General features: G+C 56.3%; 11 protein-coding genes. 7 read left to right on the forward strand and 4 right to left on the reverse strand.

The genetic code is table 11. The features are described from left to right. Window positions 1–255: 255 nt before the first annotated feature. From gyrB to dnaA, 4 genes are read right to left on the reverse strand one after another with little or no spacing between them, the layout of a single operon-like run. A complete protein-coding gene (gene gyrB, locus E1573_RS11140; RefSeq protein ID WP_133213579.1) occupies window positions 256–2,673 on the reverse strand; it encodes a DNA topoisomerase (ATP-hydrolyzing) subunit B in 2,418 nt (805 codons plus the stop codon). 4 nt (window positions 2,674–2,677) lie between these two features. Continuing rightward, window positions 2,678–3,781: a DNA replication/repair protein RecF gene (gene recF, locus E1573_RS11145; RefSeq protein WP_133213581.1), complete on the reverse strand. Its 1,104-nt coding sequence runs from the start codon at window positions 3,779–3,781 to the stop codon at window positions 2,678–2,680. A gap of 19 nt (window positions 3,782–3,800) precedes the next feature. Further along, complete coding sequence (gene dnaN, locus E1573_RS11150; RefSeq protein ID WP_133213583.1) at window positions 3,801–4,904, reverse strand: DNA polymerase III subunit beta; 1,104 nt, start codon at window positions 4,902–4,904, stop codon at window positions 3,801–3,803. Between the two features lie 39 nt (window positions 4,905–4,943). After that, a complete protein-coding gene (gene dnaA / locus E1573_RS11155; RefSeq protein WP_133213585.1) occupies window positions 4,944–6,473 on the reverse strand; it encodes a chromosomal replication initiator protein DnaA in 1,530 nt (509 codons plus the stop codon). 580 nt (window positions 6,474–7,053) lie between these two features. On the opposite strand from dnaA, the gene rpmH reads away from it, so the two are divergent. The 7 genes from rpmH (at window position 7,054) to rsmG (ending at window position 14,016) form a co-directional block, all read left to right on the forward strand. Then, window positions 7,054–7,188 (forward strand): 50S ribosomal protein L34, encoded by a 135-nt coding sequence (gene rpmH / locus E1573_RS11160; RefSeq protein ID WP_002551315.1) that lies wholly within the window; start codon window positions 7,054–7,056, stop codon window positions 7,186–7,188. A 13-nt stretch (window positions 7,189–7,201) separates the two neighbouring features. Continuing rightward, complete coding sequence (rnpA, locus tag E1573_RS11165; RefSeq protein ID WP_218568374.1) at window positions 7,202–7,591, forward strand: ribonuclease P protein component; 390 nt, start codon at window positions 7,202–7,204, stop codon at window positions 7,589–7,591. Then, entirely contained in the window at window positions 7,584–7,829 is a 246-nt protein-coding gene (gene yidD, locus E1573_RS11170; RefSeq protein ID WP_133213589.1) for a membrane protein insertion efficiency factor YidD, read from the forward strand. The genes rnpA and yidD overlap by 8 nt, the downstream gene beginning before the upstream one ends. A 2-nt stretch (window positions 7,830–7,831) precedes the next feature. After that, a complete protein-coding gene (yidC, locus tag E1573_RS11175) occupies window positions 7,832–9,514 on the forward strand; it encodes a membrane protein insertase YidC (RefSeq protein WP_133213591.1) in 1,683 nt (560 codons plus the stop codon). Window positions 9,515–9,597: 83 nt separating this feature from the next. Next, entirely contained in the window at window positions 9,598–10,968 is a 1,371-nt protein-coding gene (gene mnmE, locus E1573_RS11180) for a tRNA uridine-5-carboxymethylaminomethyl(34) synthesis GTPase MnmE (protein WP_133213593.1), read from the forward strand. A gap of 514 nt (window positions 10,969–11,482) precedes the next feature. Beyond that, window positions 11,483–13,375 carry a tRNA uridine-5-carboxymethylaminomethyl(34) synthesis enzyme MnmG gene (gene mnmG, locus E1573_RS11185; protein ID WP_133213595.1) on the forward strand — a complete coding sequence of 631 codons (1,893 nt, stop codon included), beginning with the start codon at window positions 11,483–11,485 and terminating at the stop codon, window positions 13,373–13,375. Beyond that, entirely contained in the window at window positions 13,372–14,016 is a 645-nt protein-coding gene (gene rsmG / locus E1573_RS11190; RefSeq protein ID WP_133213597.1) for a 16S rRNA (guanine(527)-N(7))-methyltransferase RsmG, read from the forward strand. Before mnmG ends, rsmG begins: the two co-directional genes overlap by 4 nt.

The following is a 14,016-nucleotide window of genomic DNA, read 5'->3' on the forward strand; positions in this document are numbered from 1 at the left end:
TCTTGCTTGATTCGCTCCTCCATCCAGATCAATTCGCCGCCCACTTCAGCCAGGGATCTAACTTCACGCACACTTCGTTCACACGCGATCAGCTTCCGGTGAGCCGTTGGGGGAGGAGGGTGGAGCACGGGAATTTTAGGTAAAAAAAAGCCCGCTAGTGCGGGCTTGATGGTGACCGACGGGGAGCAGGCGTAGGGCCCAGCCGGTCATCTATTTGTGAAAACGTGCAGCTTTTCTGTGAACCTACATCTCTGATCAGAAGTCCAGGTTAGACACTGCCAGGGCATTGCTCTCAATGAACTCACGACGTGGCTCAACTGCATCGCCCATCAGGGTGTTGAAGATCTGATCGGCAGCGATCGCGTCTTCGATGGTCACCTTGAGCATACGACGCACGGTTGGGTCCATGGTGGTTTCCCACAGCTGGTCAGGGTTCATTTCACCCAGACCTTTATAGCGCTGAATGGTGTGACGCTTGGTGCTTTCGGTCATCAGCCAGTCGAGGGCTTCCTTGAACTCCGTGACAGCCTTCTTGCGCTCACCACGCTGAACATAAGCGCCTTCGCCGAGCAGGGTGCTCAACTGTGCGCCCAGGGCGGTGACGGTGCGGTAGTCGTTACTGCCGAAGAAGTCACGGTTGAAGGTGACGTAGCTGGCCAGGCCGTGAGAGGTGATTTCCACTTCCGGCAACCAGACATTACGCTCTTTGTCTTCACGCAGGCTGGCCTTGTACAGCAGGCCCGACTTCTCGCTGATGCGCAGGCGTTCTTCGAACTTGCCCAACCATTCCTGCATGGCAGCGTGGTCACCCAACTGCTCCAGAGAGACGGCTGGCAGGTAGACGAAGTGCTCGGTCAGTTCCTGAGGGTACAGACGCGACAGACGCTTGAGGGTCTTCATCACGGTACGGAATTCGTTGACCAGGCGCTCCAGCTCAACACCCGATACAGGCGGTGCCGACTCGTCCAGGTGCAGGCTGGCATCCTCCAACGCCGACTGGGTCATGTACTCTTCCATGGCGTCGTCGTCTTTGATGTACTGCTCTTGCTTGCCTTTCTTGACCTTGTACAGCGGCGGCTGAGCGATATAGATGTAGCCACGCTCGACCAGCTCTGGCAGTTGGCGGAAGAAGAAGGTCAGCAACAGCGTACGAATGTGCGAACCGTCAACGTCAGCATCGGTCATGATGATGATGTTGTGATAACGCAGTTTGTCGATGTTGTACTCTTCGCGACCGATACCGCAGCCCAGTGCAGTAATCAGGGTGCCCACTTCCTGCGACGAGATCATCTTGTCGAAACGTGCTTTCTCGACGTTGAGGATCTTGCCCTTGAGCGGCAGGATGGCCTGGGTTTTGCGGTTTCGACCTTGCTTGGCCGAACCACCTGCGGAGTCACCCTCCACCAGGTACAGTTCGGAAAGGGCAGGGTCCTTCTCCTGGCAGTCTGCCAATTTGCCTGGCAGGCCGGCGATATCCAGAGCGCCTTTACGACGGGTCATTTCCCGCGCTTTACGCGCTGCCTCACGGGCACGCGCAGCGTCGATCATCTTGCCGACAACGGCCTTGGCTTCGTTCGGGTTCTCCAGCAGGAAGTCGGAGAAGTACTTACCCATCTCCTGTTCCACGGCCGTTTTCACTTCCGACGAAACCAGTTTGTCTTTGGTCTGGGAGCTGAACTTAGGATCCGGCACCTTGACCGAAATGATCGCAGTCAGGCCTTCACGTGCATCGTCGCCGGTGGTCGCAACCTTGTTCTTCTTGGCCAGGCCTTCCTGTTCAATGTAGTTGTTCAGGTTACGAGTCAACGCCGAACGGAAGCCGACCAGGTGAGTACCACCGTCACGCTGCGGAATGTTGTTGGTGAAGCACAACAGGTTCTCGTTGAAGCTGTCGTTCCACTGCAGGGCGATTTCCACACCCACGCCGTCTTCACGCTGAACGCTGAAGTGGAACACCTGGTTGACCGGGGTCTTGTTGGTGTTCAGGAATTCAACGAACGCACGCAGTCCACCTTCGTACTTGAAGTACTCCTCTTTGCCCGAGCGCTCATCCTTGAGGAGGATGCCAACACCCGAGTTGAGGAAGGACAGTTCGCGAATACGCTTGGCCAGAACATCCCAACTGAAGTGGATATTCTTGAACGTCTCAGCCGAAGGCTTGAAATGAATTTGGGTACCGGTGGTTTCACTATCACCCACGATTTTCATCGGCGCTTGCGGAACACCATGCACGTAGGTCTGTTCCCAGATCTTGCCACTGCGGCGAACGGTCAAGACCAGCTCTTCAGATAGGGCGTTAACCACAGACACACCTACACCGTGCAGACCGCCGGATACTTTGTAGGAGTTGTCGTCAAACTTACCGCCAGCGTGCAGAACGGTCATGATGACCTCGGCGGCAGATACGCCTTCTTCTTTGTGCACGTCGACAGGAATGCCGCGACCGTTGTCGCGAACGCTGATGGATTCGTCCGGGTGAATGATTACGGTAATGTCATCACAGTGGCCGGCGAGTGCTTCGTCGATCGAGTTATCGAGCACCTCGAACACCATGTGGTGCAGGCCGCTACCATCATCGGTGTCGCCAATGTACATACCGGGACGCTTGCGCACGGCATCTAGCCCTTTCAGCACCTTGATGCTGGAGGAGTCGTACGTTTGATTTTCGCTCATGCCTTCACTCCCGATGGTCGTGGGTCTGGGTGATACGGCCCTGTTCCACGTGGAACAAGGCAACTGGCGTTTCCGTCTGCCAGCCTTCCCTCAATAATTCGTGATCTACACAGGTGATAAACACCTGGCAGCGTAAGTCTTCCAACAAGCGACACAATGCGCGGCGGTGCTGCTCATCCAACTCGGACGGCAAGTCATCCACAAGATAAATACATTGCCCGCGTCGAGCCTGGCTAACCAGGTGCCCCTGAGCAATTCGCAATGCACAGACCACAAGCTTCTGCTGGCCTCGAGACAAAATATCGGCAGCGTTGTTGGCGCCGAGTCTCAGACGTAAATCAGCACGTTGAGGTCCGGCCTGGGTATGCCCCATGTGCTGATCTCGTTGCAAGGAAGAGGCGAGTACTTCACTGAGTTCCCGGTCCTTATCCCAGCCTCGGTAATAGCTCAGGGTCAGCCCTTCGAGCTCGACCAAATCGCTCAGGGTTCGCTCAAAGACTGGCTTCAAGGCCTTGATGTAATTACGGCGGTATTCATCTATTTCAGCGCTGGCCAGGCACAGTTCCCGGTCCCAGGCCGCTTGCGAAACAGCGTCAAGTGTACCATGCCGCAACCATGAGTTCCGCTGCCGCAAAGCCTTCTGCAGGCGCTGCCATGTGGCCATGAAGCGGGGTTCCACGTGGAACACGCCCCAATCAAGGAACTGGCGGCGGATTTTCGGTGCACCTTCAAGCAAGCGAAAGCTGTCAGGATTGATCAACTGCAGCGGCAGAATCTCAGCCAGTTGTGCAGCACTACGAGCATTCTGCCCGTCGATGCGAATGGTGAACTCGCCTTGCCGATCCCGCGATATCCCCAGGTTACTGCTGCCACCTTCACTGAGTTCGACCTGGCCGAACACGGTGCAAGCGAGTTGCTCATACTGGATAACCGGTGTCAGTCGGGTACTGCGAAAGGAACGGGCCAAGCCCAGCAGATGCACCGCTTCCAGCACACTGGTTTTGCCGCTGCCGTTGGCGCCGTACAGAATATTAATGCGGGGGGAGGGAGAGAAGGTCACCGGGTGCAGGTTACGCACCGCGGTGACAGAAACGCGACTAAGGGACATCTAGCGTCTGCTGATCAAATTACAGACGCATCGGCATGACAACGTAAGCGGAGTCGTCATTGTCAGCTTCCTGCAGCAAGGCACTGCTGTTGGAGTCCGACAGAATCAAACGAACTTGCTCAGTGGTCATAACGCCCAGTACGTCCAGCAAGTAGCTGACGTTGAAGCCGATTTCCAGCGAGCTACCGTTGTAGTCGACGCTGATTTCTTCTTCCGCTTCTTCTTGCTCCGGGTTGTTCGCCTGGATTTTCAGCTGGGCATTGGCCAACTGCAGTCGAATACCACGGTACTTCTCGTTGGACAGAATGGCAGTCCGGCTGAACGCTTCGCGCAGAGCCTGACGATCACCGACCACCAGCTTGTCACCACCTTTAGGCAGCACGCGCTCATAGTCCGGGAACTTGCCATCGACCAGCTTGGAGGTGAAGGTGAATTCACCGGTGGTGGCTCGAATGTGGTGTTGCCCCAACACAATGCTGACTTTGCCATCGGGCTCGGTCAGCAAACGCGCCAGCTCAAGGATACCCTTGCGTGGCACGATGACCTGGTGGCGGTCTGCCTGACCAATGTCAGCGCTCATCGAGCACATGGCCAAACGGTGACCGTCGGTAGCCACTGCCCGCAGGGTGTTGGTAGACACTTCCAGCAACATACCGTTGAGGTAATAACGCACATCTTGCTGGGCCATCGCAAAGCTGGTGCGTTCGATCAGGCGGCGCAGACGGCTTTGCTCAAGGTTGCAGGTCAGCGAACCCGGGCCTTCTTCAACGGTCGGGAAGTCGTTGGCTGGCAGGGTCGACAGGGTGAAACGGCTACGTCCGGCTTTGACGACGATTTTTTGCTCATCGAGTTTGATGTCGATCAGCGCGTCGTTTGGCAAGCTCTTGCAAATGTCCATCAGCTTGCGTGCTGGTACGGTGATCTCGCCTGGCTCGGCAGGCTCTTCCAGTTGAACACGGCCAACCAGTTCCACTTCCAGGTCAGTACCGGTCAGTGAAAGCTGCTGACCCTGAACAACCAGCAGTACGTTGGACAATACCGGCAAGGTCTGGCGGCGCTCGACGACGCCTGCGACCAGTTGCAGGGGTTTCAACAGGGCTTCGCGTTGAATGGTGAAATGCATGGTCTAGTCCCTTGCCTTAATAAGCTGCGCTGACGCCAATCACGTCGTCAGGGTCCGCAGCAGGTTCTTGTAGTCCTCGCGGATATCCGCGTCGGATTCCTTGAGCTCGTTGATCTTGCGGCACGCATGCAACACGGTGGTGTGGTCGCGGCCGCCAAACACATCGCCGATTTCCGGCAGGCTGTGGTTGGTCAGTTCCTTGGACAGTGCCATGGCTACCTGACGTGGCCGAGCAACCGAACGTGAACGGCGCTTGGACAACAGATCAGAGATCTTGATCTTGTAGTACTCGGCAACGGTGCGCTGAATGTTATCCACACTCACCAGTTTGTCCTGCAGTGCCAGAAGATCCTTGAGCGATTCACGAATCAGCTCGATGGTAATGTCACGCCCCATGAAGTGTGAGTGAGCGATAACCCGCTTCAGCGCACCTTCAAGTTCACGGACGTTGGAGCGAATGCGTTGGGCAATAAAGAAGGCGGCGTCGTGAGGCAGCTCTACTTTAGCCTGGTCGGCCTTCTTCATCAGAATCGCAACGCGGGTTTCCAGCTCTGGTGGCTCCACCGCAACGGTCAGGCCCCAGCCAAAGCGCGACTTCAGGCGTTCTTCCAGCCCCTCGATTTCTTTCGGGTAACGGTCACTGGTCAGAATGACCTGCTGACCGCCTTCGAGCAAAGCGTTGAAGGTGTGGAAAAACTCTTCTTGGGAGCGCTCTTTACGGGCGAAAAACTGAATGTCATCGATCAGCAGTGCATCCACCGAACGGTAGAAGCGCTTGAACTCATTGATGGCATTGAGCTGCAAGGCCTTAACCATATCCGCCACGAAACGCTCCGAGTGCAGGTAGACCACCTTGGCATTCGGATTCTTCTTGAGCAGATGGTTACCCACAGCATGCATCAAGTGCGTTTTACCAAGGCCTACACCGCCATAAAGGAACAGCGGGTTGTAGCCATGCTTGGGATTGTCCGCCACCTGCCAGGCAGCAGCCCGCGCCAGTTGGTTGGACTTACCTTCGACGAAGTTCTCAAAGGTGAAGGTTCGGTTCAGGTAGCTGGTGTGCTTGAGTGCCCCTTCAACCTGCACCGTACGCTGCTCGGTCCGGCCACTGGGTGCCGGGGCAGTACCGGACTCACCCATAGCGTCGAAACTGTCACGCGAAGGCGTCTGTTCGGATTCGGTCACAGCGGGAGCGGCCGCAATCGCAGGTGCAACGACGGGCTCATTGACCACAGCTGCCTGTGCAGCTTGCGCGGCTTGTGCCTGAGACGCTGCTACTGCGGCAGCCAGCGGTGCATTAGGCGCTGCGCGTGGTGCCGAGCTGCGTCTGCTACCTATTAATAAGGAGAGGGCAGGCGCAATACCGTTGCCGTGCTCACCTAACAGCTCGAGCAGGCGGCTCAGGTACTTTTCGTTGACCCAATCAAGAACGAAACGGTTAGGCGCGTAAACGCGCAACTCGTCGCCTTCGGCTTCGACCTGTAGCGGACGGATCCAGGTGTTGAATTGCTGGGCAGGCAGTTCATCGCGCAGAAGCTCTACGCACTGCTGCCAAAGTTCCACTGACACGGATATCCCCTGAGTTGAAAGCCGGTGAGGCAAAAACAAGCGCCCATTGTACCGAGCAGAAGCTCAGTTATCCACATGCAGGTGCGTCAAGGATGACGATAAATCAGCAGATTACTGGCCAAAATGACCTCTTTGCACTGTGAATAAGCTCTGTGGATAACCGCACTTGAGGTCTTTGCACAACTGGGGGCTGAAATCGGTGGATAACCTGCCTGTGCATAACTGCTCATTTGATCCACAGCTTTTCCGCGGCATCGGCACAGCCAGATCACCTTTTCTCGACAGGGTTTCAATTCTCTGTACATAAGGTAAGACGTGGCCTGTAGCAGTTTATCCACAGATACTTGGCGCTTAAGCTTTATAAGTTTTACAGAAAAGCTTTAAATAATTCCTCTCTCTTTTTCTATGTCTAAGCATGTGGTGATGCCATTCCCAAGATCTCTCCCTGGTATAGAGGGGATTTCCGTCTATAAGGAAAAGCTGGTTGGAAATTGACCTATGGCCCCGCTTTCTCTAGAATCGCCGATCTCTTAAAACGGGGGCCATTCCGGCCCGTTGTCGACGAACCAGGTAACACGCCATGAAACGTACTTTCCAACCAAGCACCATCAAGCGCGCTCGCACTCACGGTTTCCGTGCCCGTATGGCCACCAAGAACGGTCGTGCCGTTCTGTCGCGTCGCCGTGCCAAAGGCCGTAAGCGCCTGGCAGTTTGATTTTTCGGCACTGGTGGTGAGTCAGGACTTCAGTCGGGAAAAGCGTCTGCTTATACCCCGACATTTCAAAGCGGTCTTCGACTCCCCAACCGGCAAGCTGCTGATCCTTGCCCGCGAGAACGGTCTAGATCACCCCCGCCTGGGGCTTGTGATCGGAAAAAAGAGCGTCAAACTCTCCGTTCAACGCAATCGCCTGAAACGCCTGATGCGCGATTCGTTTCGCCTGAACCAGCATATGCTTGCAGGTTGGGATATCGTGATCGTCGCGCGCAAAGGGTTGGGCGAGATTGAAAACCCAGAATTGCACCAACATTTTGGCAAGCTCTGGAAGCGCCTCGCACGCAGTCGGCCCGCTCCAGCAGTGAACACCGACTCTGTGGGGGTAGACAGTCAAGATGCGTAAACTGGCACTCGTTCCGATCCAGTTTTACCGTTACGCCATTAGTCCTCTGATGGCCAGTCACTGTCGTTTCTACCCCAGTTGCTCCTGTTACGCATTGGAAGCCATCGAAAACCATGGTCTTTTACGTGGCGGGTGGCTAACCGTTCGTCGCCTGGGGCGTTGTCATCCGTGGAATGCCGGCGGTTATGACCCGGTTCCGCCAGCTCCCTCTTCCCGTTCTTCTTCGATAGCCGAGTAATCATGGATATTAAACGCACGATCCTGATCGTCGCCCTGGCAATCGTGTCCTACGTCATGGTTCTGAATTGGAACCAAGACTACGGCCAGGCTGCCCTGCCGACTCAGAATACTGCTGCCAGCAACGTTGCACCGGCCTTGCCGGACACCGCGCAGGCCGGCAACACTGGCGCCAGCGCCGATGTGCCGAGCGCCAACGCTGAATCCAGCCCTGCCGAACTGGCGCCGGTTGCCATCAGCAAAGACCTGATTCGGGTCAAAACTGATGTGCTCGACCTGGCTATCGATCCAAACGGTGGTGACATCGCCCAGCTGATGCTGCCTAAGTATCCGCGCCGCCAGGATCATCCGGACATTCCGTTCCAGCTGTTTGACAACGGCGGCGAGCGTACCTATCTGGCTCAAAGCGGCCTGACCGGCACCAACGGTCCGGATGCCCGCCCAAGCGGTCGCCCTCTGTACGCGGCAGATCAGAAAAGTTATCAACTGGCTGACGGTCAGAACCAACTGGTCGTCGACCTGAAGTTCAGCGATAACGGGGTTAACTACATCAAGCGCTTCAGCTTCAAGCGTGGTGAGTACGACCTGACCGTTACCTACTTGATCGACAACCAGAGCGCGCAGCCCTGGAGCGGTAACCTGTTCGCGCAATTGAAGCGCGACGCCAGCTCGGATCCATCTTCGAGCACCGCAACTGGTACCGCGACCTACCTGGGTGCGGCCCTGTGGACAAGTTCGGAACCCTACAAAAAAGTGTCGATGAAAGACATCGACAAGGGAAATCTGAAAGAAAATGTAACCGGTGGCTGGGTAGCCTGGCTGCAGCACTACTTCGTGACTGCCTGGATCCCGAACAAGTCTGAGAACAACATTGTTCAGACGCGTAAAGACAGCCAAGGTAACTACATCATCGGTTTCACCGGCCCGGCACTGAACGTAGCGCCTGGCGCCAAAGGCGAAACCAGCACCATGCTGTACGCTGGTCCGAAGATTCAGGACAAGCTCAAAGAGTTGTCCCCAGGTCTGGAACTGACGGTCGACTACGGCATTCTGTGGTTCATCGCTCAGCCAATCTTCTGGCTGCTGCAACATATCCACAGCCTGCTCGGCAACTGGGGCTGGTCGATCATCGTCCTGACCATGCTGATCAAGCTGCTGTTCTTCCCGCTGTCTGCCGCCAGCTACAAATCGATGGCGCGCATGCGTGCCGTGGCACCGAAACTGGCTGCCCTGAAAGAACAACATGGCGATGATCGGCAGAAGATGTCGCAAGCCATGATGGAGCTGTACAAGAAAGAGAAGATCAACCCGCTGGGCGGCTGCTTGCCGATCCTGGTGCAAATGCCGGTCTTCCTCTCGCTGTACTGGGTATTGCTGGAAAGCGTCGAGATGCGTCAGGCGCCATGGATGTTCTGGATCACTGACCTGTCGATCAAGGATCCGTTCTTCATTCTGCCGATCATCATGGGCGCGACCATGTTCATTCAGCAGCAGTTGAACCCGACGCCGCCGGATCCGATGCAGGCCAAGGTGATGAAGATGATGCCGATCATTTTCACCTTCTTCTTCCTGTGGTTCCCGGCTGGTCTGGTGCTGTACTGGGTTGTGAACAACTGCTTGTCGATCGCACAGCAGTGGTACATCACTCGCAGCATCGAAAAGGCTACCAAGAAAGCCGCTGCTTAATGGGTTAGCCAGCTAACCTGTGGATAAACGCCCCCTCGTGGGGCGTTTTGCTATCTGTCGTTTTTGTCGTGAGGCCTTCGAGCATGAACACTGTGCGTGAAACCATCGCCGCCATCGCTACCGCCCAAGGACGCGGGGGCGTAGGGATCGTCAGGCTTTCTGGCCCTCTGGCGCAGCAGGCGGGCCTGGCCATCTGCGGCCGTACGCTGACGCCACGGCACGCCCATTACGGGCCGTTTCGTGCCGACGATGGATTGGTCATCGATGAAGGTATTGCACTGTATTTCCCCGGGCCGAATTCTTTTACCGGTGAAGACGTGTTGGAACTGCAGGGCCATGGCGGACCGGTAGTGCTGGATATGCTTTTGCAGCGCTGTGTACAACTGGGCTGCCGTTTGGCGCGTCCGGGTGAATTCAGTGAGCGGGCGTTTCTCAACGACAAGCTTGACTTGGCCCAGGCTGAAGCCATTGCCGATCTTATCGAAGCCAGTTCTGCACAGGCTGCTCGCAATGCGCTGCGCTCGCTGCAAGGTGAGTTTTCCCGCCGTGTGGATAACCTGACCGAGAAGTTGATCAGCCTGCGCATCTATGTCGAGGCTGCTATCGACTTCCCTGAAGAGGAAATCGACTTTCTCGCGGATGGCCATGTACTGAGCATGCTCGATGAGGTGCGCACGAACTTGTCCACAGTGCAGCGCGAGGCCGGGCAGGGCGCGTTGTTACGCGATGGTATGACAGTGGTGATTGCCGGACGACCGAATGCCGGTAAATCGAGCTTGCTCAACGTAATGGCGGGCCGTGAAGCTGCAATTGTCACCGACATCGCCGGTACTACCCGGGATATTTTGCGCGAACATATCCACATCGATGGGATGCCGTTGCACGTGGTCGACACTGCCGGTCTGCGCGATACCGACGACCATGTGGAAAAAATTGGTGTGGAGCGTGCACTCAAGGCCATCAATGAGGCTGATCGGGTGCTGCTGGTGGTCGATTCGACCGCACCCGAAGCCAGTGACCCGTTTGCACTGTGGCCCGAGTTCCTCGATCAGCGCCCCGATCCCGCCAAAGTTACGCTGATTCGTAACAAGGCCGATCTCAGTGGCGAGCCGGTGGTGATGGAACATAGCGAGGATGGCCACGTCACCATTACCCTTAGCGCCAAGGATACCGACATGGGCCTTGAGCTGCTGCGTGAGCACCTGAAGGCCTGCATGGGCTACGAACAGACGGCGGAAAGCAGTTTCAGTGCGCGTAGACGCCACCTGGAGGCGTTACGTCAGGCCAGCGCACATCTGGAACACGGTCGTGACCAATTGACCTTGGCCGGGGCCGGAGAGCTGCTCGCTGAAGATTTGCGTCAGGCACAGCAAGCCTTGGGTGAAATTACCGGCGCCTTCAGCTCCGATGACCTGTTGGGACGCATCTTCTCCAGCTTCTGCATCGGCAAGTAGATTTCTTATCCACAGTCGGGCCTGCAATGGGCCCGGCTGCTGTCTTTCTTCCCTCACTTTTTTCTTCCTGCCAGGACAGCCGTGTGCTGATCCTGCGATTTCGCCTGCGTGGCTATCCACAAATCTGTGAAATAAGCCCTGTGGAAAACTCACCTTCAGCTCCGTTGATAACTGGCCTTCAAGCCTGAAGATAACCGTGCCTGTGCGTAAGTGGCTGTTTAATCCACAGGCTTAAGTCGCTTATCCAGAACGCTCATGGGCAGTAGATCACAGGGTTTAAAATCGCTGTACACAATGTAAATTAAGGGCTACAGCACTTTATCCACAGAATGGTGGGTGTATAAGAATAAACATAAAAACAAAGCTTTTATAAAATTTTCTCTTTTAATTTCTATTGCTCGCCACTCATCCACAGGCTGGTTAAATTTTGTGCAAAAGGTTCCTTTAGAGAGGGGTAATTCCCTATACTTGTGCGTTATCCCTATCTATTCCCGAAACAGGCACGAGGTGCGTGGTGGATTTCCCTTCCCGTTTTGAAGTGATCGTCATCGGCGGCGGCCATGCCGGTACCGAGGCTGCGCTTGCATCTGCACGCATGGGCGTAAAAACCCTGCTGCTGACCCATAACGTGGAAACCCTCGGTCATATGAGTTGCAACCCGGCCATCGGTGGCATCGGCAAGAGCCACTTGGTCAAGGAAATCGATGCGCTCGGTGGCGTCATGGCGTTGGCCACTGACAAGAGCGGTATCCAGTTCCGTGTTTTGAACAACCGTAAAGGCCCAGCGGTGCGCGCAACTCGCGCCCAGGCTGATCGCGCGATCTACAAAGCAGTTGTCCGTGAAATTCTCGAGAATCAACCCAACCTGTGGATATTCCAGCAGTCCTGTGATGACCTGATCGTCGAGCAAGACCAGGTACGCGGTGTGGTGACTCAAATGGGTCTGCGTTTCTTCGCGGACTCTGTGGTATTGACCAGCGGCACGTTCCTCGGTGGACTTATCCACATTGGTTTGCAGAATTACTCAGGGGGGCGTGCAGGCGATCCACCTGCAAACGCGTTGGCTCAGCGCATGCGCGAACTGCCGCTGCGCGTTGGTCGATTGAAAACCGGTACCCCACCGCGCATCGATGGCCGATCTGTGGATTTCTCGGTGATGACCGAGCAACCAGGCGATACGCCAATCCCGGTGATGTCGTTCATGGGCGACAAAGCCATGCATCCGCGGCAAGTGAGTTGCTGGATTACCCACACCAATGCCCGTACCCACGAGATCATTGCCGCGAACCTTGATCGTTCGCCGATGTACTCAGGGGTTATCGAGGGCATCGGGCCGCGCTACTGCCCGTCGATTGAAGACAAGATCCATCGCTTTGCCGACAAGGAAAGCCACCAGGTGTTCATCGAACCGGAAGGTCTGAATACCCATGAGCTGTACCCGAACGGGATATCCACATCCTTGCCGTTCGATGTGCAGTTGCAGATCGTCCGTTCGATCCGCGGTATGGAAAACGCTCATATCGTGCGCCCGGGCTATGCCATCGAGTACGACTACTTCGACCCGCGTGACCTCAAGTACAGCCTGGAAACCAAAGTCATCGGCGGCCTGTTCTTTGCCGGGCAGATCAACGGCACCACCGGCTACGAAGAAGCCGGTGCACAAGGCCTGCTTGCCGGAACCAACGCCGCACTGCGCGCGCTGGGCCGCGAAAGCTGGTGCCCGCGTCGTGACGAAGCGTACATCGGCGTGTTGGTTGACGACCTGATCACCCTGGGTACCCAGGAGCCATACCGGATGTTCACTTCGCGTGCCGAGTACCGTTTGATTCTGCGTGAAGACAACGCCGATCTGCGCCTGACCGAAAAAGGTCGCGAGTTGGGTCTGGTCGATGATGAACGCTGGGCTGCTTTCAGCGCCAAGCGCGAAGGCATTGCCCAGGAAGAACAGCGACTGAAAACAACCTGGGTACGCCCGGATACTGCCCAAGGCCAGGCCATTGCCGAGAAATTCGGCACGCCATTGAGCCACGAATACAACTTGCTCAACCTGCTGACCCGCCCGGAAATCGACTACGCTGGCCTGATTGAAGTGACCGGCGGCAACGAAATCGACCCACAGGTGGCCGAGCAGGTCGAGATCAAGACCAAATACGCCGGTTACATCGACCGGCAACAGGAAGAAATCGCCCGGTTGCGTGCCAGCGAAGACACCCGACTGCCCGACGATATCGATTACAGCGGTATTTCCGGTCTGTCCAAGGAGATTCAGAGCAAACTTGGCCAGACCCGCCCTGAAACGCTCGGCCAAGCGTCGCGTATTCCAGGCGTGACCCCGGCGGCGATTTCCCTGTTGCTGATTCATCTGAAAAAACGCGGCGCTGGCCGCGAGTTGGAGCAAAGCGCTTGAGTTCTCAGGTCACCCCTCAACACGCCGAAGAGTTGTCCACAGGTGCCCGCCAGCTCGGTGTCGAGCTGAGCGAGGCGCAGCATGCGCAATTGCTGGCTTACCTGGCCTTGTTGATAAAGTGGAACAAGGCCTACAACCTGACTGCTGTGCGTAATCCGGACGAAATGGTTTCCCGCCACTTGCTCGACAGCTTGAGCGTCATGCCGTTTATCCACAGCGAGCGCTGGCTCGATGTGGGCAGCGGTGGTGGCATGCCGGGAATTCCCCTGGCTATTTTGCATCCGGACAAACAAGTCACGGTGCTGGACAGCAATGGCAAGAAAACCCGCTTCCTGACGCAGGTAAAGCTGGAACTCAAACTGGACAACCTGACAGTTATCCACAAGCGCGTCGAAGAGTTCCAACCGGCACAGCCGTTCACCGGCATTGTGTCGCGGGCGTTCAGCAGTATGGAGAACTTCACCAACTGGACGCGCCACCTGGGCGACGAACAGACGCAGTGGCTGGCAATGAAAGGGCTGCATCCTGCTGACGAGCTGGTAGCATTGCCGGCAGATTTCAGAGTGGATAGCGAGCAGGCCTTGACCGTTCCGGGTTGCCAAGGCCAGCGCCATCTGCTGATACTGCGCCGCACGGCATGA

The sequence above is a fragment of the Pseudomonas sp. H9 genome, from assembly GCF_004353925.1.
In the GTDB taxonomy this organism is placed as follows: Bacteria; Pseudomonadota; Gammaproteobacteria; order Pseudomonadales; family Pseudomonadaceae; genus Aquipseudomonas.

Bases quoted from the DNA above. Each gene is read 5' to 3' on its own strand.
- gyrB (WP_133213579.1), bottom strand. From the start codon at position 2,673: ATGAGCGAAAATCAAACGTACGACTCCTCCAGCATCAAGGTGCTGAAA.
- recF (WP_133213581.1), bottom strand. From the start codon at position 3,781: ATGTCCCTTAGTCGCGTTTCTGTCACCGCGGTGCGTAACCTGCACCCG.
- dnaN (WP_133213583.1), bottom strand. From the start codon at position 4,904: ATGCATTTCACCATTCAACGCGAAGCCCTGTTGAAACCCCTGCAACTG.
- rpmH (WP_002551315.1), top strand. From the start codon at position 7,054: ATGAAACGTACTTTCCAACCAAGCACCATCAAGCGCGCTCGCACTCAC.
- yidD (WP_133213589.1), top strand. From the start codon at position 7,584: ATGCGTAAACTGGCACTCGTTCCGATCCAGTTTTACCGTTACGCCATT.
- yidC (WP_133213591.1), top strand. From the start codon at position 7,832: ATGGATATTAAACGCACGATCCTGATCGTCGCCCTGGCAATCGTGTCC.
- mnmE (WP_133213593.1), top strand. From the start codon at position 9,598: ATGAACACTGTGCGTGAAACCATCGCCGCCATCGCTACCGCCCAAGGA.